Here is a 24,359-nt window from a genome sequence, read left to right as displayed (position 1 = left end):
TGGACGATGGCAGTCGACCTTATCGAGGAACACCTCTGACCGGGCGCTGATCGTCGCTATCGAGCCCGGTTTGTCATCTTGGAAGGCAAACGGGCAAATGCATATTCCTCGTTGGATTCTCGCGAATTATCACGGTGTGACCGCTCGGCCGATGATGGAGCACGGCAGATGATGCAACGCATCCTGCCGCCACTTTCTATCGGCCGGCGCAGGCTCGCCGTGAGCCGCTGGGATATTCTGGCAGGATTGCTCGCCCTGGGTCTGCTGGTTTTCTTCGTCGTCACCGGCAGCAAACTGTCCCAGCCGCTGGTCGAAATGCAATCGGCGCCGCTGTCGCTAGATGCCTGGCATTTGCCGGGCTACGCCGCACGTACGTCCTTGCGCATGCTCGTGGCGCTCGGATTGTCGCTGCTTTTCACCTTCACCTTTGCGACTCTGGCGGCAAAGAATCGGCTGGCCGGAATGGTGCTCATTCCCATTCTGGACGTTCTGCAATCGGTGCCCATCCTGGGCTTCATCTCGGTGACCGCGCTCTTCTTCATGTCCATTGCGCCGGGCCGCGTGCTGGGCGTCGAGTTCGCCGCCATCTTCGCGATCTTCACCAGTCAAGCCTGGAACATGACTTTCAGCTTCTATCAATCCTTGCGCACGGTCCCGACCGAATTGATCGAAGCATCACGCAACTTCCAGTTATCAGGCTGGGCGCGATTCTGGCGGCTGGAAGTCCCCTTCGCCATGCCGACGCTGATCTGGAACATGATGATGTCGATGTCCGGTGGCTGGTTTTTCGTCGTGGCGTCGGAAGCGATTGCGGTCGGCAACACGAATATCAGATTGCCCGGCGTCGGCTCCTATATCGCGCTGGCCATCGACCAAAGAAACCTGCCGGCAATCGGCTGGGCGATCGGCACCATGTTGGTGGTCATTCTGATCTACGACCAGGTTTTGTTTAAACCGCTGGTCGCCTGGGCCGATCGCTTCCGCTTCGATCAGCAGCCAAGCATCAATCCGCCGAAATCCTGGGTGCTGACGGCGCTGCGACGCTCGCATCTGATTGACTGGCTCAGCCAGCCCTTCGCACTCGCCCTGCGCTGGTCCTTCCGGTTGCGGCTCACGAGGTCGAAAGCAGCGGCGACATCGCAGCGATATGAAGGTGGCAGGCACGCCCTGGCGGATCGCCTCTTCTATGCACTCATCGCCGTGGTCGGGTTGGCTGTATTTATGTGGGCGCTGCCCTGGCTTATCAGCCGCATCGGCTTTCACGACATCTGGTACACCGTATTGCTTGGCTTTGCCACGATGTGCCGGGTCTTCATCCTCATTGCCTTGGCGAGTGTGATCTGGGTGCCCATCGGCGTTTGGGTTGGGTTGCGGCCGGAATTTGCCAGGCTGGTCCAGCCGGTCGCGCAATTCCTGGCCGCCTTTCCGGCCAACCTTCTCTTTCCCATCGCCGTCTCGGTGATCGTGGCCTTGCAGCTCAACCCGGATATCTGGCTCAGCCCGCTCATGATCCTGGGCACCCAGTGGTATATTCTTTTCAATGTGATTGCCGGTGCCGCCGCGATACCGGATGAGATGCGAGACGCTGGCATCAATTTTCAAGTGCGCGGTTGGCTATGGTGGCGCAAAATCGCCTTGCCCGCCGTTTTTCCGTTTTACGTGACGGGTGCGATCACAGCCTCAGGCGGTTCCTGGAATGCCGCCATTGTTGCCGAATTGGTCAATTGGGGCGATACAAAATTGCAGGCGCGCGGGCTTGGCGCCTATATCGCCGAAGCGACCAGCACGGGCGATATGCACCATGTCATTCTGGGGATCGCCGTCATGTCGATCTTCGTTCTATTGATCAACCGCATCTTCTGGCGACCGCTTTACTGGTATGCCGAACGCAAGTTTCGGCTGACGACCTGATGGAGGGCTGCGTGAAAGCCGCACCGCTTCTCGATCTCAAGAATGTGCGCCGTGCCTTCCGCAAAGCGGATGGCGGCGAATTGCTGGTGCTCGACGATGTCGATCTGCGCCTTGAGGAAGGTGAGATTGTCGGCCTGCTGGGTCGCTCCGGCTCAGGCAAATCGACATTGCTGCGGCTGATTTCGGGCCTATCCCAGCCGAATGGCGGCACGGTCAACTATCTCGGCCGGCCGGTCAATGGCCCCGCCGCCGGCATCGCCATGGTTTTCCAAAGCTTCGCACTCTTCCCCTGGCTAACTGTGCTGGAAAACGTGCAGCTCGGCCTCGAAGCCCTGGGCCTGCCGGCGGAAGAGATTCGCAAACGATCCTTGGCCGCGATCGATCTTATTGGACTTGACGGTTTCGAATCCGCCTATCCGCGCGAGCTCTCGGGCGGGATGCGCCAGCGCGTCGGCTTTGCCCGCGCCCTGGTCGTTCATCCGAGCATCCTGCTGATGGACGAACCGTTCTCGGCGCTCGATGTGCTGACGGCGGAAAACATGCGCACCGATTTTCTTGAGCTATGGGCGGAAGGCCAGTTGCCGATCAAGGGCGTCATCCTGGTCACGCATAACATCGAGGAAGCGGTATTGATGTGCGACCGGATCCTGGTTTTCTCCTCCAATCCCGGCCGCGTCGTCACCGAGATCAAGGTCAAGCTGCCGCAACCGCGCGATCGGCTTGATCCCGCCTTCCGCGATCTGGTCGAGCGCATCTATGTCGAAATGACCGCCAAAAAGGTCGAACAACGCACGGCAGCCAGGGTGGGACAACGGCTCCCCGGTACCGGCATCGGCACGATCCTGCCGCCGGTCTCCACCAATTTGCTGTCCGGCCTGATCGAAGAATTGGCCGATGCGCCCTATCATGGTCGCGCCGATCTGCCGGAGATCGCCTCGCGTCTGCATATGGAGATTGACGACCTCTTTCCCGTTGCGGAGACGCTGCAGATGATGCGTCTCGCCGAAATCGCGGGCGGCGATATCATGCTCACCGAGGCCGGCAAGCAATTTGCGCAATCCGAAGTCGACGAGCGCAAAGAGATCTTTGCCCACCACCTGCTCGCGCATGTACCGCTCGCCGCGCATATCCGGCGCGTCCTCGATGAACGGGCCAGCCATACCGCGCCGAAGAGCCGCTTCCAAAACGAGCTGGAAGATTACATGACCGACGGCGCCGCGGACCGGACGCTGCGCGCCGTCATCAGCTGGGGCCGCTATGGCGAAGCTTTTTCCTATGATGACGAAACCGGCACGTTCAGCCTCGACGATCCGGCCTGACCCGCAAAGCAACACCCCCGGGGTTTCCCCCGGGGGTGTGTTTAAAGCCGATGACGCACGGTCGATCAGACGTTGCTGTCCGGCACCGCGGCTTTCTTCTTGTTGATGAATTCCTGCAAGGCTTCATCGATCGCCGGGTCAAGCGCCGGGGCTTCGTAATCGGCCAGCATGCGCTTGACGATCTTGTTGGCGCGCTGGGCAGCGTCGAGCCCGCCTTCCGCTTCCCACTGCTCAAAGCTGTTATTGTCGGCGATGTTCGAGCGGTAAAAGGCCGTCTCGAAATTTGCCTGGGTATGGGCGCAGCCGAGGAAATGGCTGCCCGGGCCGACTTCGCGGATGGCGTCAAGTGCCTGGCCGTTTTCGCTGAGATCGACGCCTCTAGCCAGGGTCTGCATCATGCCGAGCTGATCGGCATCCATCACGAACTTCTCGTAGCCGGCGGAGAGACCGCCTTCCAGCCAGCCGGCGCCATGCAGCACGAAATTCGTGCCGGCCTGGAGCGTCGGCAACAGGGTCTGGGCACTTTCATAGGCCGCCTGGGCATCGGCGATCTTCGACCCGCAGAGCGAGCCGCCGGTACGGAACGGCAGGCCGAGGCGCCGGGCGAGCTGCGCGCAAGCGAGCGAGACGAGCGTCGGCTCCGGCGTGCCGAAGGTCGGCGCGCCCGATTGCATGGAGATCGAGCTGGCGAAAACGCCAAAGATCACCGGTGCGCCGGCCTTGTAGAGCTGCGCGGTGGAGGCACCGGCCAGAACCTCAGCCAGAACCTGGGCGATGGTACCGGCAGCCGTCACCGGGCTCATGGCGCCGGCGAGAATGAAGGGCGTGGTGATGCTCGCCTGGTTGTTGCGGGCATAGACCTTCATGGCACCCAGCATGGTGCCGTCCCAGACCATCGGGGAATTGGCATTGATCAGGCTGGTAAGAACCGTGTTCTTCTGCACGAAGTCTTCGCCAAACACGATCTTCGCCATATCGACGGTGTCCTGGGCGCGTTCCGGCGCCGTCACCGAACCCATGAAGGGCTTATCGGAATACTTAATATGGGTGTAGACCATGTCGAGGTGCCGCTTGTTCACCGGCAGATCGACGGGCTCACAGACAGTACCGCCCGAATGGTGGATCGAGGGCGACATATAGGCCATCTTCACGAAATTGCGGAAGTCCTCGATCGTCGCGTAGCGGCGGCCCTTATCGAGGTCGCGCACGAAGGGCGGACCATAGACCGGCGCAAAGACGGTGTTGTTGCCGCCGATGACGACATTGCGGTCCGGGTTGCGGGCGTATTGGACATATTCCTTCGGCGCGCTCTTCTGCACGATCGACCGGCAGAGGCCACGCGGGAAACGGATACGGGTGCCCTTCACATCGGCGCCAGCCGCCTTCCAGAGCTCGAGCGCTTCCGGCTCGTCACGGAATTCAATGCCGATTTCCTGCAGGATGGTATCGGCATTCTTCTCCATGAGGGCGAGGCCTTCCTCGTCCAGCACCGTCACCAGCGGAATATTCCGGCGGATATAGGGGTTCTGCACGATTGGCGGCTTCTGCCGCGCCTGGCGCCGCGCCTCGGCGCCGCCGCGCGCGCGCCGGCCACCAGTCTGTTCCGTGTTGCTTTGTTCTGCCGTGGCCATAAAAACCGCCTCGTTCAATGAATTAGGATGAAGTCGAACGTAAGTGACGACTCTAGGGCCATTTCGTCACCTTGGCCCGACATCCTCTAGCGGATCAGCGACAACGGTTTACCGGTTCGCGCCACCGGTCCTGCGGCCGCCTGCAGGTCCGAAGCTAAGCTTCGCGACGTTGGGCAAAACGGTTTGATTCTGCAACAAAATTACCACTTTGTCCGAAAGCCGACCGGGCAGATTCCTACACCGATAGCGGCTGCCGCGATTTCGCAAATTGCTGTCGCGGTTCGCGAAGTCACTGGATAGAGTCGGGCTTAATCCAAGGCCAGCAATGTTATTTTGGAGTTATGGGCAATGGCAGCGTTTCCGGAAAAGGCGAAGGTCGTCATCATCGGTCTGGGCGGTATCGTGGGTGCCTCGGTCGCCCATCACCTGATCGAGCGCGGCTGGGACGACATCGTCGGCATCGACAAGTCCGGCGTTCCGACCGATATCGGTTCCACGGCCCATGCCTCCGATTTCTGCTACATGACCAGCCATGACTTCCTGTCCTGCTGGTCCTCACTCTATTCCATCGATTTCTACAGTAAACTCGGCCATTACGAGCGCGTCGGCGGGTTGGAAGTCGCCCGCGTCGGCGATGACGGCCGGATGGACGAGATCAAGCGCAAGGTCGCCTCGGCCAAGGCCTTCGGCACCCGCGCCCGGCTGATCGAACCGGCCGAGATCAAGAAGAAGTTCCCGCTGATCGAAGAGAGCCAGGTCCAGGGCGGCCTCTGGGACCCCGATGCCGGCCTGGTCATTCCCCGCTCCCAGACGGTTGCCGGCAAGCTGGTCCATCAGGCCGAGGCTGCGGGCAAATTGCAGGTCTTCGCCAATACGCCGGCCAAGTCGCTGGTCATTGAAAGCGGCCGCATCAAGGGCGTGGTGACAGAGCGCGGCACCATCATGGCCGATTACGTCGTGGTCTGCGCCGGCCTTTGGGGTCGCCTGATCGCGGAAATGGCGGGCGAGGATCTGCCGGTCATGCCGGTCGACCATCCCCTCACCTTCTTCGGACAGTATAACGAGTTCGCCAATACCGGTAAGGAAATCGGCTGGCCGCTGCTGCGCGACCAGGGCAATTCCGCCTATATGCGCGACACCGGCGATCCGACCACCGCCGAAGGCGGCATGATCGAATGGGGCTATTACGAAGAGAAGAACCCGCGCCTCGTTCATCCGCGCGAGCTGCTGGAAAAGCATGAAGCCCGCCTCTCGCCCTCGCAGCGCGACCTGGAGATGGACCAGATCCTGGAGCCGCTGGAACGTGCGATTGAGCTGACGCCGATCCTGGGTGAGCTCGGCTATGAAGAGAAGCGCTCCTTCAACGGCCTGCTGCAGGTGACCACTGATGGCGGTCCGTCGATCGGCGAAAGCCAGAAGGTGCGCGGCCTGTGGTACGCCGTCGGCATCTGGGTCAAAGACGGTCCCGGCATGGGCAAGCTGGTCGCTGACTGGATGACTGACGGCCGCACCCATATCGACCATGCGCGCATCGACTTCTCGCGCTTCTACACGCATATGCTGAATGAAGACTTCATCAAAGGCCGCTGTGGCGAAGCGGCGATGAAGATCTACAATCCGGCGGTCCATCCGCGCGAACCCTACGAAACCGGCCGTAACGTGCGCCGCTCGCCATTCTATGAACGGGAACAGGAGCTGGGCGGCTATTTCATGGAGCTCGGCGGCTGGGAACGTGCCCATGGCTATAAGGCCAATGAGCATCTGCTGGCGAAATATGGCGACCGCGTGCCGGTGCGTGAGAATGAATGGGATAACCGCCATTTCTGGCGCGTCTCCAATGCCGAACATCTCGCCATGAGCGAGGATTGCGGCATCGTCAACCTGTCGCATTTCGCCGTCATCGATGTCGAAGGCCCCGATGCCGTCGAGTTGATGGAATGGGTCTGCGCCGCCAAGGTCGGCGGCGACAACATGCTCGGCAAGGGCATCTACACGCATTTCCTCGATGACGAGGGCATGGTGCGCGCCGACTTGACCGTCATCCGCATGCCGGATCGCTGCCGCGTGGTCGACGGCGCCGATGCTGGCCCGCGCGATTTCCACTACTTGAAGCGCATGGCGGAAGACAAAGGCTTCAACGTCACCGTCACCGATGTCAGCTCGAAATATGTCACCATCGGCATCTGGGGGCCGAATGCCCGTGTGACCCTGCAGAAGGTGGTCGAGGATCCGGATGGATTGAAGTCGGAGAACTTCCCCTTCGCGGCGATCAAGCAGATCAAGATCGCCGGCAAGAACGTCACCGCCTTCCGCATCTCCTATGTCGGCGAACAGGGCTGGGAGCTGCATATGAAGTACGAAGACGGCCTCGCCGTCTGGGATGCCCTGCGCTCGACCGGGGTGATGGCTTTCGGCGTCGAGACCTATGCCAACAGCCGTCGCATGGAAAAGAGCCTGCGTCTGCAGAATGCCGACCTCTTGACCGAATACAACCTGTTCGAATCCGGCCTGGCCCGTCCGAAGGTGAAGGATGCGGATTTCCGCGGCAAGGCGAAACACCTGGAATACAAGGCGCGCGAGCATCAGCCCGCGATGCTCTGCACGCTGGTGATGACCGATAATATCGATTCGAAAGGCGTCGCCCGCTACCCGGTCGGTATCATGCCGGTGATGGATCCGGAAACCGGCGAGACTTTGGTCGATGAACTCGGCCGCCGGTCTTTCACGACCTCGGTCGCCTATGGCCCGACCATCGGCAAGAACATCGCGCTTGCCTACCTGCCCTGGTCCCATTGCCAGCAAGGCCGGAAGCTGATCGTCGAATATTTCGGCGATACCTATCCGGTCGAGGTCGCCGCCGTCGGCTATACGCCGCTTTACGATCCGGAGAATTTGAAGCCTCGGACGTGATATCGGCCTCAAAAGCCATAAAAGCCTCGATCGGCGGCCGGGAAACCGGCCGCCGATTGCTTTTTCGGTCTGGCGGCCCAGATGAAACCAGACTTGCGAGGGACCGGCCAAAACCCTACTGTGCGGCGCAGTTAGGATGGATTTTGATGAGTTTGCGCCAGGAAACTGGACCGAGAGGAGGCTGCCATGACCAATCGTTTTCTGCAGCTATTGCAGGATAAGCCGTTTCTGATGGCGGATGGCGCCACCGGCACCAATCTGTTCGCGGCTGGGCTGATGACAGGCGATTCCCCGGAGACCTGGAATTTCCTCCATCCCGAGAAAATCACGGCGCTACATCAATCTTTCGTCGATGCCGGCTCCGACGTGATCCTGACCAACTCTTTTGGCGGCACCCGCCATCGCCTGAAACTGCATGGCGACCAGGACAAGGTCTATGAGATCAACAAGCGCGCCGCCGAGATCGCCCGCGCCGTCGCCGATAAGGCAATGCAGCAGACCCCGGGCCGCGTGGTCATCGTCGCCGGGTCGATGGGGCCGACGGGCGAGCTGTTCCAGCCGCTGGGCGCCCTGACCGAAGAGGACGGCATTGCCGCTTTCGAGGAACAAGCGATCGCCCTGCGTGACGGCGGCGTCGATGTACTGTGGATCGAAACCATGTCGGCGCGCGAGGAAGTCGCCGCCGCAGTCAAGGGTGCGGCCAAGGCCGGCCTGCCAATCGTCACGACCTGCAGCTTCGACACCAATGGCCGCACCATGATGGGGATCACGCCGGCCGATTTCGCGCAGTTCGTCCACACGCTCGACCCGAAGCCGGTCGCCTATGGCGCCAATTGCGGCGTCGGCGCGTCGGATCTGACGGCGACGATCCTGCAGATGGCGGCCGCGGCGCAGCCGGGCGATATCATCGTCGCCAAGGGCAATTGCGGCATTCCGTTCTACGACGAAGGCAAGATCAAATATAACGGCACGCCGGAATTGATGGGCGACTATGCCAAGCTGGTGCGCGATGCCGGCGCCCGGATCGTCGGCGGCTGCTGCGGCACCTCGCCCGAGCATCTGAAGTCGATCCGCGCATCGCTCGACAGCCATACGCCGGGCGAGAAGCCGACGCTCGAGGTCATCACCTCGAAGCTCGGCGCCCTTACCTCCGGCGCCGAAGCCAGCCTTTCCGGCCATGCGCCGGCCGGTGGTGGCGATGGTGAGCGCCGTGGCCGCCGCCGTCGTGCCAGCGCCGACGACGCCTCCTTCTGATCCGACCCAAGACCAATACAGGTAACTCGCTTATCATGTCTTCGCTTACCGCCTTGCTCAGCGACATCGTCGGCGCCGCCTTCGCCGCCTGCGACCTGCCGGCCGAATATGGCAAGGTGACGGTTTCCAACCGCCCCGACCTGTCGCAATTCCAATGCAACGGTGCCCTCGCCGCTGCCAAGGCCGCGAAGCAGCCGCCGCGCCAGATCGCCGACAGGATCGTCGAGAAGCTGCAGGCGCAGCCGATGTTCCGCGACATTTCCCTGGCCGGCCCCGGCTTCATCAATCTCTCGGTCACCGATGCCTGGCTGGCGGAGCAGATGAATCGCCTGAGCCAGGACGACCGCCTCGGCATGCCGGCGAAGCAGAAGCTAATGGTGGTGCTGGATTACGGCGGACCGAATATCGCGAAGCCCATGCATGTCGGCCATCTGCGCGCCGCCATTATCGGCGATTCCATCCGGCGCATTTTTGCCTTTGTCGGTGACGAGACCGTCGGCGATGTGCATATGGGCGATTGGGGTCTGCAGATGGGCATGCTGATTTCCGAACTGGAGATCCGCCACCCCGAGCTGCCGTATTTCGACCCGAAAAACACCGGCCCCTTCCCGGCCGACAGCCCCGTGACCCTGCGGGAGCTTGAAGAGCTCTATCCGACCGCTTCCGCTGCCTGCAAGGCGGACCCGGCCCGGCTGGAACGTGCGCGCCAGGCGACGGCGGAATTGCAGGACGGCCGCCCCGGCTATCGCGCGCTGTGGCAGCATTTCTTCGACATTTCCGTCGATGCGATGAAGCGCGATTACGGCAATCTCGGTGTCCATTTCGACCTCTGGAAGGGCGAGGCCTGCGTCAACGACCTGATCGCCCCGATGGTCGAGGAGATGAAGGCCAAAGGTGTCGTCGAGGAAAGCGATGGTGCGCTGATCGTTCGGGTCGCCGAGGAAAGCGACAAGATGGAAATCCCGCCGCTGATCCTGGTGAAGTCGGATGGCGCGGCGATGTATTCAACCACTGATCTCGCCACCATCGTCGACCGCGTCAATTGCCAGAATCCGGACCGTATCATCTACGTCGTCGATCACCGCCAGCATCTGCATTTCGTCCAGGTCTTCCGCGCGGCGATCAAGGCCGGGCTGAACGGCAAGGCCAGCATGGTGCATCTCGGTTACGGCACCATGAACGGCACTGACGGTAAGCCGTTCAAGACCCGGACGGGCGGTGTCATGAAGCTAGACGACCTGATCACGATGGTCTCGGATGAAGCCAAGAAGCGCCTGACCGAACATGGGCTTGGCAGCGATTATACGCCGGAAGAGCGCGAGGACATTGCCCGCAAGGTCGGCGTGGCATCGCTGAAATTCGCCGATCTCAGCAATAACCCGATCGCCAACTATGTTTTCGACCTGGACCGTTTCTCACGTTTCGAAGGCAAGACCGGCCCATACCTGCTCTATGCCGCCGTTCGCATCAAATCGCTATTGCGCAAGGCCGAGGCCCAGGGTGACAAGCCCGGCGCGATCATTCCAACGGCGGCGACCGAACGCGATCTTGCCCTGATGTTGGGCGCGATGCCGGATGCGATCATCGGCGCCTATGAAGACCTGGCGCCGAACCGGATCGCCGATTTCGCCTACACGCTGGGCCAGACATTCAGCAGCTTCTATGCCGCCTGCCATATCCTGAGCGAACAGGATGAGGCAATCCGCCGGTCGCGCCTGGCGCTTTGTGCGCTGACCTTACGGCAATTCGAATTGTGTCTCTCACTACTGGGGATCGAGACACCGGACCGGATGTAAGCCCTGCATCAATGACAGGGTGAAAACCAACGAACGATCATTCAACTGGAAGGATGCGTATCGTGGCTGAAGTAAAAGTGGTCAATGCACGACACTATCTCGATGGCGAATGGCTGACCGGCAATCCGGCGGCCCTTGGCCTCTGGGATCATGCGACCTGGCTCGGTTCGGCCGTCTTCGATGGGGCCCGCGCCTTCGACGGCATGGCGCCGGATCTGGACCTGCATTGTCAGCGGGCGATCCGGTCGGCTCATGCGCTGGGTCTAGAGCCGCCGGTCAGTGCGCAGGAAATCGAACGCCTTGCCCGCAAGGGTATCAAGCTGTTCGAGCCAGGCACCCATCTCTATATCCGTCCCTTCTTCTGGGCGGCGGATGGCGACATCCATCCAGACCCGGCGACGACGCGCTTTGCCCTGTCGATTGCCGAAGCGCCGGTCCCCGAGCCGAAGGGTTTTCGCGTGACTCTGTCGCCTTTGCGCCGTCCGACACAGGAGACGGCACCCACCGATGCCAAGGCCGTAGCGCTCTATGCCCATTCCGGCCGCGCCAATGCCGAGGCGAAGAAGCGCGGCTTCGACGATGCGGTGATGCTCGATCAATTGGGCAATGTGGCTGAACTGACCGCCTCCAATCTGTGGATCGTCAAGGACGGCACCGCCATCACGCCGATCCCCAATGGCACTTTTCTCAACGGCCTGACGCGCCAGCGCCTGGTCAAGCTGCTGAAGGCGGACGGCATTCCCGTTGTCGAGCGTACCGTCACCTATGATGAGGTCATGCAGGCCGACGAAGCCTTTGCCAGCGGCAATTACAGCAAGGTGCAGCCGATCAATGGCATCGAAGGCCGCAACCTCGCCTATGGCCCCATCACCCAACGGGCGCGCGCGCTTTATTGGCAATTTGCGAAGACGCAGCCGTCATAAAGAACCGTCGCGGGTGAAGATAAAGAAACCCGGCTGAAGACCGTCAGCCGGGTTTGCTTTTCATGCCATATCTGGCTCAGTTTAGCCCCAGCGTACCGCGCAGCTTGGAGAGATCTTCCGCCAGTGCGGTGATCGGCCCCTGCAAAGCCGTGCGATCTTGCTTGGTCAGCTTGTCATAGCTCTTGTAGCTACCGCCCGAGGTCTTGTACTTCGCCAGCACTTTGTCGACGGTCTCGAAATTGTCGTCGATCTTGTCGCTGAGCGCCTTGTCGGCTTTCTTTGTCAGCGGGCGCAACAGATCGACGATCTTTTCCGCGCCATCGACATTGGCCTGGAAATCCCATAGATCGGTGCCACTATAGCGATCCTCCTCGCCGCTGATCTTGCTGGCGGCGACTTCCTCGATCAGCGCCGCCGCACCATCCGCCATCTTTTCCGGCGGAATGGTCAAGGCGGCAATACGGTTCTGCAGGTCCTGCGTATCGGCATCCAGTTTGTCGGCAAAGGGAGTCAGGCCATCGGTGCTTTTTTGAGAGAACAGGCCGTATTCGAGGCGATGGAAACCGGTAAAGCCGGGATCCTGCTCTTTCTTCTCATGGTCATCGGCGCGGGAGTCGATGCTGGCATCGAGATCGCTGAACAATTCTGCAATCGGCTCGATCCGCTCGTAATGCACGCGCGTCGGCGCATAGAGCATCTGCGCCTGCTCCAGGTCGCCCGCACGAATGGCATCGGTGAACTTCTTCGTCGTAGCGGTCAGCACCTTGGCTTCTGCCGAGACATAGACCTTATAGGCAGCAACGGGCTTGACGAGATCCATCGGATTGACCGCCGGCTGTGCAGCCCAGGCGCTAGAAGCGAGGCAAAGACCCGCACCACCGATAACGATTGCTTTAAGGCGTTGTATCATATCTGTCTCTGGGGAATATCTGATTGATCGGGAGATCGACATCGCTCAGGTTGATTCGATAAGGCTCTGGCCCAAATATCCGTCTTTGGTCGGCACGCCAGGTAGAACGAAGAAATACCCGCCCCCAATCGGCTTGATGTATTCCTCCAGTTGTTCACCGTTCAGCCGTTTCTGGACCGTGATGAAGCCTTTCTCCAAATTCGACTGGAAGCAGATGAACAACAGCCCCATATCGAGCTGTCCGGATTTGGTAACGCCGCGCGAATAATTGAACGGCCGGCGCAGAATGAGGTTTTCTTCGGTCTCGGGCCTGCGCGGATTAGCCAGCCTGATATGAGAGTCGAGCGCGATCCTCTGCCCTTTCGGGTCGCTCACGTAATCCGGCGCATCGAATTCCGATTTCATGCCGAGGGGAGCGCCCTCGACTTTATCGCGACCGAAAATTTCGGCCTGCTGATGCAAGGGTGTGCGATCCCATCTCTCCACGAAGTGGCGGATGACCCGGACCACCTGATAGGTTCCGCCCGTCGCCCAAGTTGGTTCGCCTGCATTCGGCTGTACCCAGACGATCTTGTTCATGACTGCCTCATCCGTCGCATTTGGATTGGCAGTGCCGTCTTTGAATCCCAGCAGGTTGCGCGCCGTCTTTTTGCTGGCGCTTTCCTCGATCCGCAGGAAACCATCCTGCTTCCATCGCACCATCAGCAGATCGGGGAGATTTTTCACCACATCCCGCAGGGCGTGGATATTGACCTCGTTGCTGTTGGAACAGATCTGCAGCAGAAGATCGCCATGGCACATATCGGCATCCAATGCGTCGTTGGGAAACCCCGTCATTCGCACCAGGTGACCTGGCTTGACTTTCCCAAGCCCGAAGCGTTCATCGAACAGGGACGCGCCAACGGCAATGGTCATTGTCAGGTTATCAGGAACGATTTGCGACCCAAGCACACCGGAATCCGCCGGGGGAAATTTTGGATCGCCGGTCGGAGCCGGCCCACCTTTCATCAGGAAGGAAATGCGCTCGCTCAATGTCTGGAACAAGCGCTGCAGATCGGCACGCGTCGTGGCCAGCACATCGAAGGCAACCGTCATGGCCGCCGCCGGCCGCGGGGTGGTTATGCCGGCCTGATGATTGCCATAGAACGGCTGGGCTTCATTCATCAGCTCAGCTTTTGCAACGGGCATTTGATCGGCGCGGGCCACATTCCCTGACAAGGCCGCCAACACCGCGCCACCGCCGGCGGCGCCCATGCCAAGCAACAGGCTGCGTCGCTCCGGCAAAATTGGTCCGTTTTCCTGGTTCGGCTTCTTGATCGTCATCGCTCGCCTCCAGCCTGCTCAGTTCAACCCCAGCGTGCCGTGGAGCTTGGAAAGATCCTCGGCCAGCGCAGTGATCGGACCCTGCAATGTCGTGCGATCTTCCTTGGTGAGTTTGTCGTAGTTCAGGTAGCCGCCCGTCGCCGCCTTGTACTTCGCCAGTATCTGTTCAACGGCCTTGAAATTGCCGTCGATCCTCTCGCTCAGCGCCCTGTCGGCCTTCTGGGTCAGCGGGCGCAGCAGATCGACGATCTTTTCCGCGCCCTCGACATTGGCCTGGAAATCCCATAGGTCGGTGCCGCTATAGCGGTCTTCTTCGCCGCTGATCTTGCTGGAAGCCACTTCCTCGATCAGGGCGGCGGCACCATCCACCAGTTTTTCCGGGGGAATGGTCAGATCGGCGATCCGCTTCTGCAGCTCCTGGGTATCGGCATCCAGTTGGTCGGCAAAGGCATTGAGCCCCACCGTGCTTTTCCGGCTAAAGAGACCGTATTCGAGACGGTGGAAGCCGGTGAAATTGGGGTCCTGTTCCTTCTTCTCGTGGTCGTCGGCCCGGGAATCGATGCTGGCATCAAGATCGCTGAACAATTCTGCAATCGGCTCGATCCGCTCATAATGCATACGCGCCGGCGCATAGAGCGATTGCGCTTCTTGCAGACGGTTGCCGCGCACCGCGTCGGTGAACTTCTTCGTATCGGCAGCCAGATCGTCGGTTTCGCTGATGACGTAAACGTTGTATTCGGCGATCGGCCCGATCAGATCGACCGCGGATGGCTTCTGTGTCGGCTGCGCTCCCGTCGTGGTGACGGTGAGCTTTCCCTTCGGGTTGCTCAGCAGGCCGCAGGTGATGTCATAGCTGCCGGGCGCAAGCGTCGTCGTCAACTTCTGCATAAAACCTGGTGCGATGTTTTCTCGCTCATCGACCACCATCACGCCGTTCAGGATCTCCCATTCCAGCGCGCGTGAGCTTTTATTGACGATGAGAAAGGTAGTTTTGCCGGCCGGTACCGTAAGCGCATTCGGCTCGCAGGCTTTCCCCGTGACGGTGACGGCAACGGTGACGGCATCTTGCTCTTGCGACGCAGACTGGGTTGGGTTGGTCGTTTGCAGGTCCCTGCTTTTTTTGACCGAAGCAACGGCATAGATGCCGAAAACACCCACGACAGCCACAGCAACGATAGCGCCGATCAGATAGGTACTTGCATGAGACCGCGACATCAATAATACCCCTCCAGGCGTTCAAGCACTGGTTTTAGCTACCGCGTGGCGGTGCAAGCCACCGAGGAACAGCGCCAAAGCGGGGAAAAGAAAGAGGCAATAGGCCAGGACCTCCCCCATCGTGGGCATATCCTGATAGCCGAGAATGCTGCCGAGGACAGAACCCAGCACGCTATCGGACGGCAAGACGCCGCTCAGATCGAAAGCGATGGATTGCAATCCATTCCACAGACCAGCCTCGTGCAGAGAGCGTACTGATCCGGCCAGCAGCCCGGCCGCGACGAAGAGGATGAACACGCCGGTCCAATGAAAGAAACGTTTCAGATTGATCCGGACACCGCCGTAATAGATGCCGAAGCCCAGGCCGATCGCGGCCAGCAGACCGATAATCGCGCCTATCGGCGCGGCGGTGCCGACATTCTGTTGAAAGGTCGCAAGCAGAAAGAAAACGGATTCCAACCCTTCGCGGGCGACAGCGAAGAATGCCATACCGGCCAAGGCGAGCCCCTGCCTGTCACCGGGTTTCAAGGCTGCATCGATGGAATCGTGCAATTGAGCCTTGATGGCGCGTGCGGCCTTCTTCATCCAGAAGACCATCGAAGTCAAAATACAAACGGCTATCAGGCCAACGCCGGCTTCGAATATCTCCTGTTGGCGCTGCGGAAATTCGGCACTGCCGAGATCCAGCAAGAGTCCTATCAACAGACAAAGAACGCAGGCGGTGATGACGCCGATCCATACCGCGCCCATCCACTTCTGACGACCCGTTTGTTTCAGATAACTGGCGACAATTCCCACGATCAGGGCCGCTTCGATCCCTTCTCGCAGCATGATCAAAAATGGAACCAGCATCAGGTAACTGACCTCGGCTACTCGAAATCCACCTGCAGCATCATTAACCGCCGCGACAACGTATGGAGGAAGAAGAGTTAAATGCACATGCAAATCATTCGCGTTCTCTCTCCATCGGTAGGCCCGTTCGTCGAGAGGGTCAAGCAATAGCGGTGGGGAAAAAGGTAACAATCTGTAACAACCGCAACTCCACTGCGGTCTTCAACACGGCAAGCGCATTTGACAGTTTGTAAAGATTGTACATATTGTCTAGCTATGAAGAAGATCGATTCCGCGCCGCATCCCCTCGCCATTCATTTTCCAACCGCGCAAGCCGTGGCGGCCTTGCTGCATCCCCATGCGGAAGTGGTGATTCATGACGTGATGACCGACCGTGTGGTGCGGATCTGGAATGCCTTCTCGAAACGTCGCCCCGGCGCTCCATCCCATCTCGGCCATGATCCCGATCTTCTGGAAGAAGCCGATACCTATGGGCCTTATGAGAAAGCCAATTTCGATGGCAGCCGGATCAAATCGATCAGCGCCGTCTTGCGGGATAAAGACAATCGGCGTGCAGGGTTCCTCTGCATAAATCTGGATCTGTCGAAATTCGATGCTGCCATCGCACTCCTCAGTGCCTTTGCAACACCGCTGACCGACCGGCCGGAGCCACTGTTCCGTCACGACTGGCGCGAGCGGATCAATCTGTAGATCCGGCATTTCCTTGGCGAGACCGGCAAGTCCATGGCTGCCCTTGATCGCGCCGACCGCATATCCCTCCTGGCGCGATTGGATAAAGCGGGACTGTTTCAAACCCGCAATGCAACGCCCTTCATCGCGCAAACGCTTGGCGTCAGCCGCGCAACCGTTTACGGTTTGCTGGCAGCGGCACGGCGGTCGCACGCTCCCAAAACCACCTCAAAACCGAAGCGAGTCAAGTCATGACCATGCTGCCCCATTTCCGGCTGGAAACCTATTTATCGAAATGGGAATTCAGCGCCCGTTACCACATGACGGCGTCGGATATGGAGACCTTGACGCTGAACGAGCTTCTGGAAATGGCCGGGCCGGCCGATCGCGATAGCTTCCAAAATATGCCGCTCTGCTATATCGAAACCTTCGGCACGCCTGCGTTGCGCGCGGCGGTCGCCTCAACTTACGAAACGCTGCAGGCGGTGGATGTGCTCTGCTTTGCTGGCGCCGAGGAAGGAATCTTCGCGGCCATGCATGCCATTCTGGAAAAGGACGATCATGCCTTGATCGTGACGCCGAATTATCAATCGGCCGAAACGCTCCCGATGACGATCTGCAAGACGGACGGCATCCCTTTGGACGAAAGCAATGCCTGGGCGCTCGATGTCGATGCCGTCAAGCGGATGATCACGCCGAAGACAAAACTGATCTATGTGAACTTCCCGCATAATCCGACCGGCAAGGTGATGGATCGCGGCCAGTTCAACGCGTTGATCGCGCTTTGCCGGCAGCATGGTATCTATCTTCTGTCGGACGAGGTCTATCGCGGCCTGGAACGTGATCCCGGCATCCAATTGCCGCAGGCCGCCGATGCCTACGAGCGCGGCTTGTCGTTAAACGTCATGTCCAAGGCCTATGGCCTGCCGGGCTTGCGCATCGGCTGGATTGCTTGCCGCGATCACGCATTGCTCTCGCGAATGGAGCGCATCAAGCATTATTTGTCCATCTGCAATGCCGGCCCGTCGGAACATCTGGCCATCATCGCTTTAAAAGCCCGGGACCGAATCCTCCGCCGCAATCACGATCTGATTGCTGAGAATCTTCGGGCCATGAATACCTTCTTCGATGAATTTTCCGATTTGTTCGACTGGTCGGTTCCGGATGGCGGCTGCATTGCCTTCCCCCGGTATAAAGGGAGGGACGGTGTCGAGGTTTTTTGCCGAAGACTGGCTGAGGAAGATGGCATCGTCCTGCTGCCCGCCAGCATCTATGAATCGGCCTTGAGCAAGACACCGGCCGACCGCTTCCGCATCGGCTTTGGACGACGCCATACGATCGAAGGGCTTTCCGCCATGCGCGCCCATCTGATGCGCAACCGGCCCTGATCGGAGAAGCTACAGGACAGTTTCCAGATCGGCGATGCTATCGATCACGATGTCGGCGCCGCACTCCAGCAGCGCTTCGCGCGGGCTGACACCGGTTAGAACGCCGATTGCGCGCCCTGCCCCGCCGGCCCGCGCCATTTCGATATCGTGCGGGCTGTCGCCCACCACCGCGATGGCGCCCGTAGCGATGCCCATCTCCCGCGCGAAGGCCTCGACCATGCCGCCCCCGGGCTTCACGCCATGGCCAGTATCGAAGCCGCAAATGAAGTCGAGGCAATCGCGGGCCCCATAACGGTCCATCGCCGTCAGAGCGCCCAATTCGCTATCCATCGTGGCGACGCCAAGCTTCAAGCCGCGATGCCGCAATCGGCTGAAGAAGACCGGCAAATCGAGCACCGGCACGGCGCCTTGCCGTTGACGCTCCAGGAACATGCTTTCCATCTGCCGATAAATCTCGCCAGCTTCATCATGGCGGCCAAGGAGATCGGCCCAAAGCTGCGCGATTTCCTGGTTGCTGCCCGAGGCGATGGGCGAGCCGGGCCGATACCGCCCGGTTTTCGGGTCCTTGCCGGAACCGGTGAGAATGATCTCAGCCCTGATCGGATCGCCATGGGCGACGACAAGGGCCGCAGCCTCAGTTACCGGCCCCCAAGTGCGATAGAAATCGAACAGCGTCCCATCTTTGTCGAATAGGACGGCTCGGACGTTGCTCATCGTCGGAACTTCCAGGCTGGTCGGCACTTCACGCTCGGGCGTATTCCGTCTGGCGCAACATGCCGCGATACAGCTCATGCTCGCCGACCACACCGATCAGTTCGCCGTCGCCGTTCAACAGCACCAGTGGCCGTTTTGTTAGTTGCCGCACCATGACAGCGGCCTTCATTGGCGTCCGTTCGCCACCGCTCACCATGACATCGTCCGGTAGATTGGCAAGGTCGAGCTCGCTGCTATAGGGAACGAAGCTGCCCGCGCGGCCATTGATCATCAGATCGATCGGCCGCCCCGCATCGTCGAGCCGGCAGCGACAGCGTCCGGCCCGGTCGAGCTGAACGAAGCTGCTACCAGGCTCCCGCACCAGATCGGTCACGGGCCGCATCAAGGTCCCACCCTTCAGCACGGTCAGTGGATTCATCGAGGCGACGAATTGCCGGACATAGTCATTGACCGGGTTGAGGATGATCTCTTCCGGCGTCCCGAATTGGACGACCTTGCCGGCTTCCATGATGGCAATGCGGTTGCCGATCTTGAGCGCCTCGTCGAGATCGTGGCTGACGAAGACAATGGTCTTCTTCAGATTGCGCTGCAGTTCCAGGAGTTCGTCCTGGAGATGCTCACGGATCAACGGGTCGAGGGCCGAGAATGGTTCATCCATCAACAGAATATCCGCCTCGGTCGCAAAGGCGCGAGCCAGGCCGACCCGCTGCTGCATGCCTCCTGAAAGTTCATGGGCAAACTTGTCAGCGAACTTGTCCAGGCGCACCAGCTTGATCTTCTCATCCACCAGCCGGTCGCGTTCGTCCTTTTTCATCCCGCGGATGTCGAGACCGAAGCCGATATTATCGTGCACAGTCAGCCATGGCATCAGGCCGAATTGCTGGAACACCATGGAGATACGGTTCTGGCGAAGGCGACGGAGCGTCTCTCCGTTGCAGGCGGCAACATCCACCTCCTGGCTCCCGTCATGCACGATAACCTTGCCACGCGTCACCTTGTTGAGGCCGTTGATGCAGCGGAGGAGAGAGGATTTGCCGGAGCCCGACAATCCCATCAGCACAAGGATTTCGCCTTCATTGACGAAAACGGACGCATCGTGAACCGCCACAAGAGAGCCGGTTTTATCGAGGATACTGTCGCGCCCCTCGCCGCGGTCCAGCAAGGAGACCGCTTCCTTCGCCTTTTTACCGAAGACGACATCGACATGTTCGAAGCGAACGGTAGATGTATTGCTCATCGCGATCTCCTTACGCCTGCTTCTTCACCTGACGGCGGCGAGCCTTGGGCTGCTTCATGACACGGTCCAGGATGATCGCGAGGACCACGATGGCGAGACCGCCCTCGAAACCCAGGGCAACATTCGCCTGAGCCAGCGCGCGAACCACCGGCACGCCGAGGCCAGGGGCGCCGACCAAGGCGGCGATGACCACCATCGATAGGGAGAGCATGATCGTCTGCGTGACGCCGGCCATGATGGTCGGCATCGCCGCCGGAAGCTTCACTTTTGCAAGTAATTGCCAACGCGTACTGCCGAAGGATTCGCCCGCTTCGACCAGCGCCACCGGCACCTGGCTGATACCGAGATAGGTCAGGCGGACGGGCGCCGCGATAGCAAACAAGAAAGTGGCAACCACGGCCGGCACCATACCCAGGCCGAACAAAGCGAGAGCCGGAACCAAATAGACGAAACTGGGAAGCGTCTGGATTAAGTCGAGGACCGGCGCGACCAGGCTATAAAGCCAGGGTCTCCTGGCACAGATAATGCCGATCGGAATACCGATGGCTAGGCTCAACAACGTGGAATAGACGACCAGCAACAAGGTCGCGATCATCTCATCCCAGAGATTGAGATTGAGAATAAACAGGAAACCGATAACGACGAGAAGCGTGATTAGCCAGTCGCGCTGCCGCAAAAAAGCAAGGATGGCAAAAACCGCGATGAAGATCAGCGGCGGAACATGCGCACTTTGCAACCATTCGACGGAGGCATCCATCCCGCCGCCGATCTTGTCCGAAATGAAATCGAAGATCGCACCGAAATAGACCTTGATCCACTCGATGAACTCCTTCGCCCACAAACCGATCGGGATTTTGTTATCAGTAATCCAAGTTTCCAGCTGTTCCATCGCGCTCCCCCGCAAGCCGAGCCGCACAACCCTGGCCCGACAGCTCCCGAACTGGGTGCAAGATAAAATAATAGGCGGCCTCGGCTTAGAATAGAAAAGCCGAGGCCGCCTTCAATGACGAATATTAGAGACCGAGGCTTTTCTTCACAGCTGCAGCGCCATCCTGGCCATCCGCCGTAGTGACGCCGGCCAGCCACTTGTCCAGCACCGCCGGATTCTGCTTCAGCCAGGCAGAGGCGGCCTTTTCGCCGTCCTGACCCTTGCCGATCTCATCCATGATCGCACTTTCCATCTTCAGATCGAATTGCAGGTTATCCAGCAATTTGCCGACATTGGTGCATTCCTGCGAGTAACCGGGGCGGGTCAGCGTGTGAATATGCGCTTCGCCGAAGCCGTCCTTTTCGAAGCCGGTCAGATAGACCAGCGGCATCGCGCCCATGACCGGATGCGGCGCCCAGCCCAGGAACACGATCCATTCCTTCTTGGACATCTTCTTCTGCGCTTCGGCCAGCATGCCCTGCTCAGAAGATTCGATCAGCTTCCAGCCCTTCAGGCCGTTTGCCGGATCATCGATCTTCGCCTGGACGATCTTGTTGCCGTCATTGCCCGGCTCGATGCCATAGAATTTCTTCTTGAACTTGTCGCTGTTAGCGGCGAGGTCCTTGATGTCCTTGACGCCGGCAGCGGCGACATAATCCGGCACCACCGGGCCATAACCGGCACCCACCAGATTTGGCTTCAACTGATCGATCGTCTTGGCCTCGATATAAGGCTTCACATTGGCTTCGTTCGACGGCATCCAGTTGTCGAGGAAGATATCAAGATCTTTGTTCTTGAGGCTCTCCAGGATCACCGGCAGCGCCAAGGTATCGACCTTCGGCTCATACCCAAGACCCTTCAGCGTCGTGGTAAACAAGCCATTGATCGCGGTGTTATCGGTCCAGCCCACATCGGCCAGATGGACCTTCTTGCAGGAATCTGGTTCAGCCGCTTGAGCAGCAGTGAAAGAGGCAACCGTAAAAACAGTCGCCACCACGAGCTTACGAAAGTTCATCGCTGTGCCTCCCAGCACAAGGTTGATCGCCACCTGTTATTCCGCGCCCTTCTTGCGGTGGGCCAGCCGGTTCAACTGCCTGGCCTTTTGCGGATGTCAGAGCGGCAGAATCTATTGGCTCCGGCGGTGAGAAATCTCACCGACTGCGTCACCTTATGCCGCTTTTGCGTCAAGGCCAAGGGCCTTTTTTGATTGATCGACCAATATAAAACCCGCATCATGACCTCACTTTAGCGGCCCGACCATTTGTGATCCGGGCCGCCAGCCAAAATCCGGCCGCGATGGCCGACGGACTGGTGAGGGAAAAGTGCCGAAACTAGGCATGGAAGAAATTCGGCGGCGGCAATTGATCGATGCGACCATCGCGTCGATTCACGAAGTCGGTTTCGCCGAGTCCAGCCTGTCACGGATCTCCGCCAAAGCTGGGGTCTCCACCAGCATCGTCCATCATTACTTCGAGGACAAGGCGGATCTGCTGGAAGCGACGTTGCGGCGGCTTGGTACAAATCTGCGCCTTGCCGTGGTCAGCCGGCAGCGGGCTGCTAGGACTCCAGTCGAACGGCTGATGGCTGTAATAGATGGTAATATAGGTGCTGAAGTATTCACCCCTGAGGGGGTTTCTGCCTGGCTCGCCTTTTGGGCGCAGGTGCCCAATAGCGCAAGACTGGCCCGGGTGCAGCGCATCATCATCGGCCGTCTGCACGATAATCTTGTCGATGCCTTGCGCCCCCTCACGCGTGGCCATGATGTGCAAGCCATCGCCACTCTCGTTGCATTGCTCATCGACGGATTATGGCTGCGCGCGGCCCTGAAACAAGATACGCCCAATGGCGCAACCGCACGGCGGCTGGTGATCGACTACCTGAATTCCAAACTGAATCTGAACATAGCCCTGGAATAACGCTATGAGCGAATTGCAACTGTTCATCGACGGACGCTTACAGGACGCGACCTCAAACGAGAGCTATGACAACGTCAATCCGGCGACCGGCGTCGTGATCAGCAAGGTCCAAGTCGCCAGCAAGACCGATGTCGACAAGGCCGTTGCCGCTGCCAAGAAGGGATTTGCAGTCTGGTCGACGATGACCGGTGCGCAACGCGGGCGTATTCTCATGAACGCTGTGAAGTTGTTGCGAGAGCGGAATGAGGAGCTGGCACGCCTGGAAGTCCTGGATACCGGCAAGCCGATCCAGGAAGCGGCGGCAGTCGATATTCTCAGCGGCGCCGATGCGATCGAATATTTCGCCGGCATCGCACCCTCGCTGCACGGCCAACATTTCGATCTTGGCCAGTCTTTCGCTTACACGCGTCGCGAACCGCTCGGCGTCTGTGTCGGTATCGGTGCCTGGAATTATCCGATCCAGATCGCCTGCTGGAAATCCGGCCCGGCCCTCGCCTGCGGCAATGCCATGATCTTCAAGCCAGCCCCCCTCACCCCGACGACAGCGGTGAAGCTGGCGGAAATCTATACCGAAGCAGGCTTGCCGGATGGCGTTTTCAACGTGCTGCATGGTCATGCTACGGTGGGCGAAGCGCTGACCGCGCATCCCGGCGTCGCCAAGGTGTCGCTGACCGGCTCAGTCCCCACCGGCAAGCGTGTGATGGCGGCAGCCGCACAGTCGCTGAAGAAAGTGACCATGGAGCTCGGCGGCAAGTCGCCGCTCCTGATCTTTGCCGACGCCGATCTCGACAATGCCGTCTCCGCCGCCATCCTTGGCAACTTCTATACTCAGGGAGAGATCTGCTCCAACGGGACGCGTGTCTTCGTCCAGGAAGCCATCGTGGATGCCTTCCTGGAAAGGCTGACCGCGCGGGTCAAGAAAATGAAGATCGGCAATCCGATGGATCCGGAAACCCATGTCGGTGCGCTCATCAGCCAGGATCATATGGAAAAGGTCCTGGGCTATATCGAAGCGGGGAAGAAGAGCGGCGCGAAACTGGTCGCCGGCGGGAAGCGCGTCACGGATGGCGATTTGGTGAACGGATGCTTCGTCGAGCCCACCATCTTCGCCGATTGCCGCGATGACATGTCGATCTGTCGAGAAGAAGTCTTCGGCCCGGTCATGTCCGTCCTCAGCTTCAAGGATGAGGAAGAAGTCATCCGGCGCGCCAATGACACGGAATTCGGCCTCGCAGCCGGCGTCTTCACCAAGGACATCCAGCGAGCCCATCGCGTCATCGCCCGGCTTGAGGCCGGTACCTGCTGGATCAACAACTACAACATCACGCCGATCGAGATGCCGTTCGGCGGCAACAAATTGTCCGGTATCGGCCGTGAGAACAGCCTTGCGGCGGTCGAACACTATACGCAGCTCAAATCCGTCTATGTCGAAGGCGGCAACGTGGCTGCGCCTTACTAAGCGG

The 24,359-nt window shown here is 59.7% G+C and carries 20 protein-coding genes; 11 read left to right on the top strand and 9 right to left on the bottom strand.

From position 1 onward, the window contains the following. Positions 1-168 precede the first annotated feature (168 nt). The gene (locus tag SMD27_RS08650) at positions 169-1,911 is read left to right on the top strand and encodes an ABC transporter permease (RefSeq protein ID WP_320507969.1); all 1,743 of its coding nucleotides are present in this window, start codon (positions 169-171) and stop codon (positions 1,909-1,911) included. An 11-nt stretch (positions 1,912-1,922) separates the two neighbouring features. Next, entirely contained in the window at positions 1,923-3,230 is a 1,308-nt protein-coding gene (locus SMD27_RS08645) for a nitrate/sulfonate/bicarbonate ABC transporter ATP-binding protein (protein ID WP_320507968.1), read from the top strand. A 65-nt stretch (positions 3,231-3,295) separates the two neighbouring features. On the opposite strand, the gene SMD27_RS08640 is transcribed toward SMD27_RS08645, so the two are convergent. Beyond that, positions 3,296-4,861 carry a trimethylamine methyltransferase family protein gene (locus SMD27_RS08640; protein ID WP_320507967.1) on the bottom strand — a complete coding sequence of 522 codons (1,566 nt, stop codon included), beginning with the start codon at positions 4,859-4,861 and terminating at the stop codon, positions 3,296-3,298. Between the two features lie 348 nt (positions 4,862-5,209). On the opposite strand from SMD27_RS08640, the gene SMD27_RS08635 reads away from it, so the two are divergent. The 4 genes from SMD27_RS08635 to SMD27_RS08620 all read left to right on the top strand — a co-directional run bounded on the left by SMD27_RS08635 (position 5,210) and on the right by SMD27_RS08620 (position 11,744). After that, positions 5,210-7,771, top strand: coding sequence for a GcvT family protein (locus SMD27_RS08635; RefSeq protein WP_320507966.1), 2,562 nt, complete (start codon positions 5,210-5,212; stop codon positions 7,769-7,771). A gap of 186 nt (positions 7,772-7,957) precedes the next feature. Further along, entirely contained in the window at positions 7,958-9,025 is a 1,068-nt protein-coding gene (gene bmt, locus SMD27_RS08630) for a betaine--homocysteine S-methyltransferase (protein ID WP_320507965.1), read from the top strand. Positions 9,026-9,060: 35 nt separating this feature from the next. Beyond that, a complete protein-coding gene (gene argS, locus SMD27_RS08625; protein WP_320507964.1) occupies positions 9,061-10,821 on the top strand; it encodes an arginine--tRNA ligase in 1,761 nt (586 codons plus the stop codon). 62 nt (positions 10,822-10,883) lie between these two features. Continuing rightward, positions 10,884-11,744: a branched-chain amino acid aminotransferase gene (locus SMD27_RS08620; RefSeq protein ID WP_320507963.1), complete on the top strand. Its 861-nt coding sequence runs from the start codon at positions 10,884-10,886 to the stop codon at positions 11,742-11,744. A 76-nt stretch (positions 11,745-11,820) separates the two neighbouring features. On the opposite strand, the gene efeO (SMD27_RS08615) is transcribed toward SMD27_RS08620, so the two are convergent. From efeO (SMD27_RS08615) to efeU, 4 genes are read right to left on the bottom strand one after another with little or no spacing between them, the layout of a single operon-like run. Beyond that, on the bottom strand, positions 11,821-12,654 hold the full coding sequence (efeO, locus tag SMD27_RS08615) for an iron uptake system protein EfeO (RefSeq protein ID WP_320507962.1): 834 nt from the start codon (positions 12,652-12,654) through the stop codon (positions 11,821-11,823). A gap of 45 nt (positions 12,655-12,699) precedes the next feature. Further along, complete coding sequence (gene efeB, locus SMD27_RS08610; RefSeq protein WP_320507961.1) at positions 12,700-13,977, bottom strand: iron uptake transporter deferrochelatase/peroxidase subunit; 1,278 nt, start codon at positions 13,975-13,977, stop codon at positions 12,700-12,702. An 18-nt stretch (positions 13,978-13,995) separates the two neighbouring features. Next, complete coding sequence (efeO, locus tag SMD27_RS08605) at positions 13,996-15,192, bottom strand: iron uptake system protein EfeO (protein ID WP_320507960.1); 1,197 nt, start codon at positions 15,190-15,192, stop codon at positions 13,996-13,998. Positions 15,193-15,213: 21 nt separating this feature from the next. Further along, the gene (gene efeU, locus SMD27_RS08600; protein ID WP_320507959.1) at positions 15,214-16,044 is read right to left on the bottom strand and encodes an iron uptake transporter permease EfeU; all 831 of its coding nucleotides are present in this window, start codon (positions 16,042-16,044) and stop codon (positions 15,214-15,216) included. Between the two features lie 255 nt (positions 16,045-16,299). Between efeU and SMD27_RS08595 the strand changes: the two genes are divergently transcribed. Genes SMD27_RS08595 through SMD27_RS08590 form a run of 3 tightly spaced genes read left to right on the top strand, consistent with a single transcriptional unit; the run spans position 16,300 to position 18,101 of the window. Further along, complete coding sequence (locus SMD27_RS08595; RefSeq protein WP_320507958.1) at positions 16,300-16,734, top strand: PAS domain-containing protein; 435 nt, start codon at positions 16,300-16,302, stop codon at positions 16,732-16,734. Then, positions 16,735-16,968, top strand: coding sequence for a helix-turn-helix domain-containing protein (locus tag SMD27_RS24135; protein WP_379990545.1), 234 nt, complete (start codon positions 16,735-16,737; stop codon positions 16,966-16,968). Then, complete coding sequence (locus tag SMD27_RS08590; protein ID WP_320507957.1) at positions 16,965-18,101, top strand: aminotransferase class I/II-fold pyridoxal phosphate-dependent enzyme; 1,137 nt, start codon at positions 16,965-16,967, stop codon at positions 18,099-18,101. The genes SMD27_RS24135 and SMD27_RS08590 overlap by 4 nt, the downstream gene beginning before the upstream one ends. A gap of 9 nt (positions 18,102-18,110) precedes the next feature. Here SMD27_RS08590 and SMD27_RS08585 read toward each other — a convergent pair whose 3' ends face one another. From SMD27_RS08585 to choX, 4 genes are all read right to left on the bottom strand, one after another. Continuing rightward, on the bottom strand, positions 18,111-18,815 hold the full coding sequence (locus SMD27_RS08585) for an HAD family hydrolase (protein ID WP_320507956.1): 705 nt from the start codon (positions 18,813-18,815) through the stop codon (positions 18,111-18,113). A gap of 28 nt (positions 18,816-18,843) precedes the next feature. Next, entirely contained in the window at positions 18,844-20,052 is a 1,209-nt protein-coding gene (choV, locus tag SMD27_RS08580; protein ID WP_320507955.1) for a choline ABC transporter ATP-binding protein, read from the bottom strand. A gap of 10 nt (positions 20,053-20,062) precedes the next feature. Next, the gene (locus SMD27_RS08575) at positions 20,063-20,941 is read right to left on the bottom strand and encodes an ABC transporter permease (protein ID WP_320507954.1); all 879 of its coding nucleotides are present in this window, start codon (positions 20,939-20,941) and stop codon (positions 20,063-20,065) included. 124 nt (positions 20,942-21,065) lie between these two features. Next, the gene (gene choX, locus SMD27_RS08570) at positions 21,066-21,995 is read right to left on the bottom strand and encodes a choline ABC transporter substrate-binding protein (protein ID WP_320507953.1); all 930 of its coding nucleotides are present in this window, start codon (positions 21,993-21,995) and stop codon (positions 21,066-21,068) included. Between the two features lie 322 nt (positions 21,996-22,317). Here choX and betI point away from each other — a divergent pair, with 322 nt between their 5' ends. Beyond that, positions 22,318-22,896: a choline-binding transcriptional repressor BetI gene (gene betI / locus SMD27_RS08565; RefSeq protein ID WP_320507952.1), complete on the top strand. Its 579-nt coding sequence runs from the start codon at positions 22,318-22,320 to the stop codon at positions 22,894-22,896. A 4-nt stretch (positions 22,897-22,900) separates the two neighbouring features. Then, on the top strand, positions 22,901-24,355 hold the full coding sequence (gene betB / locus SMD27_RS08560; RefSeq protein ID WP_320507951.1) for a betaine-aldehyde dehydrogenase: 1,455 nt from the start codon (positions 22,901-22,903) through the stop codon (positions 24,353-24,355). Positions 24,356-24,359 lie beyond the last annotated feature (4 nt).

This window comes from Dongia soli (assembly GCF_034044715.1).
Classification (GTDB): domain Bacteria; phylum Pseudomonadota; class Alphaproteobacteria; order Dongiales; family Dongiaceae; genus Dongia_B; species Dongia_B soli.
Note: the sequence above shows the minus strand (reverse complement) of the source record. Positions and strands in the feature narration are given on the sequence as shown.

Bases quoted from the DNA above. Each gene is read 5' to 3' on its own strand.
- SMD27_RS08650 (WP_320507969.1), top strand. From the start codon at position 169: ATGATGCAACGCATCCTGCCGCCACTTTCTATCGGCCGGCGCAGGCTC.
- SMD27_RS08640 (WP_320507967.1), bottom strand. From the start codon at position 4,861: ATGGCCACGGCAGAACAAAGCAACACGGAACAGACTGGTGGCCGGCGC.
- SMD27_RS08635 (WP_320507966.1), top strand. From the start codon at position 5,210: ATGGCAGCGTTTCCGGAAAAGGCGAAGGTCGTCATCATCGGTCTGGGC.
- bmt (WP_320507965.1), top strand. From the start codon at position 7,958: ATGACCAATCGTTTTCTGCAGCTATTGCAGGATAAGCCGTTTCTGATG.
- argS (WP_320507964.1), top strand. From the start codon at position 9,061: ATGTCTTCGCTTACCGCCTTGCTCAGCGACATCGTCGGCGCCGCCTTC.
- efeO (WP_320507962.1), bottom strand. From the start codon at position 12,654: ATGATACAACGCCTTAAAGCAATCGTTATCGGTGGTGCGGGTCTTTGC.
- efeB (WP_320507961.1), bottom strand. From the start codon at position 13,977: ATGACGATCAAGAAGCCGAACCAGGAAAACGGACCAATTTTGCCGGAG.
- efeO (WP_320507960.1), bottom strand. From the start codon at position 15,192: ATGTCGCGGTCTCATGCAAGTACCTATCTGATCGGCGCTATCGTTGCT.
- efeU (WP_320507959.1), bottom strand. From the start codon at position 16,044: ATGCTGGTTCCATTTTTGATCATGCTGCGAGAAGGGATCGAAGCGGCC.
- SMD27_RS08595 (WP_320507958.1), top strand. From the start codon at position 16,300: ATGAAGAAGATCGATTCCGCGCCGCATCCCCTCGCCATTCATTTTCCA.
- SMD27_RS08590 (WP_320507957.1), top strand. From the start codon at position 16,965: ATGACCATGCTGCCCCATTTCCGGCTGGAAACCTATTTATCGAAATGG.
- SMD27_RS08585 (WP_320507956.1), bottom strand. From the start codon at position 18,815: ATGAGCAACGTCCGAGCCGTCCTATTCGACAAAGATGGGACGCTGTTC.
- choV (WP_320507955.1), bottom strand. From the start codon at position 20,052: ATGAGCAATACATCTACCGTTCGCTTCGAACATGTCGATGTCGTCTTC.
- SMD27_RS08575 (WP_320507954.1), bottom strand. From the start codon at position 20,941: ATGGAACAGCTGGAAACTTGGATTACTGATAACAAAATCCCGATCGGT.
- choX (WP_320507953.1), bottom strand. From the start codon at position 21,995: ATGAACTTTCGTAAGCTCGTGGTGGCGACTGTTTTTACGGTTGCCTCT.
- betI (WP_320507952.1), top strand. From the start codon at position 22,318: ATGGAAGAAATTCGGCGGCGGCAATTGATCGATGCGACCATCGCGTCG.
- betB (WP_320507951.1), top strand. From the start codon at position 22,901: ATGAGCGAATTGCAACTGTTCATCGACGGACGCTTACAGGACGCGACC.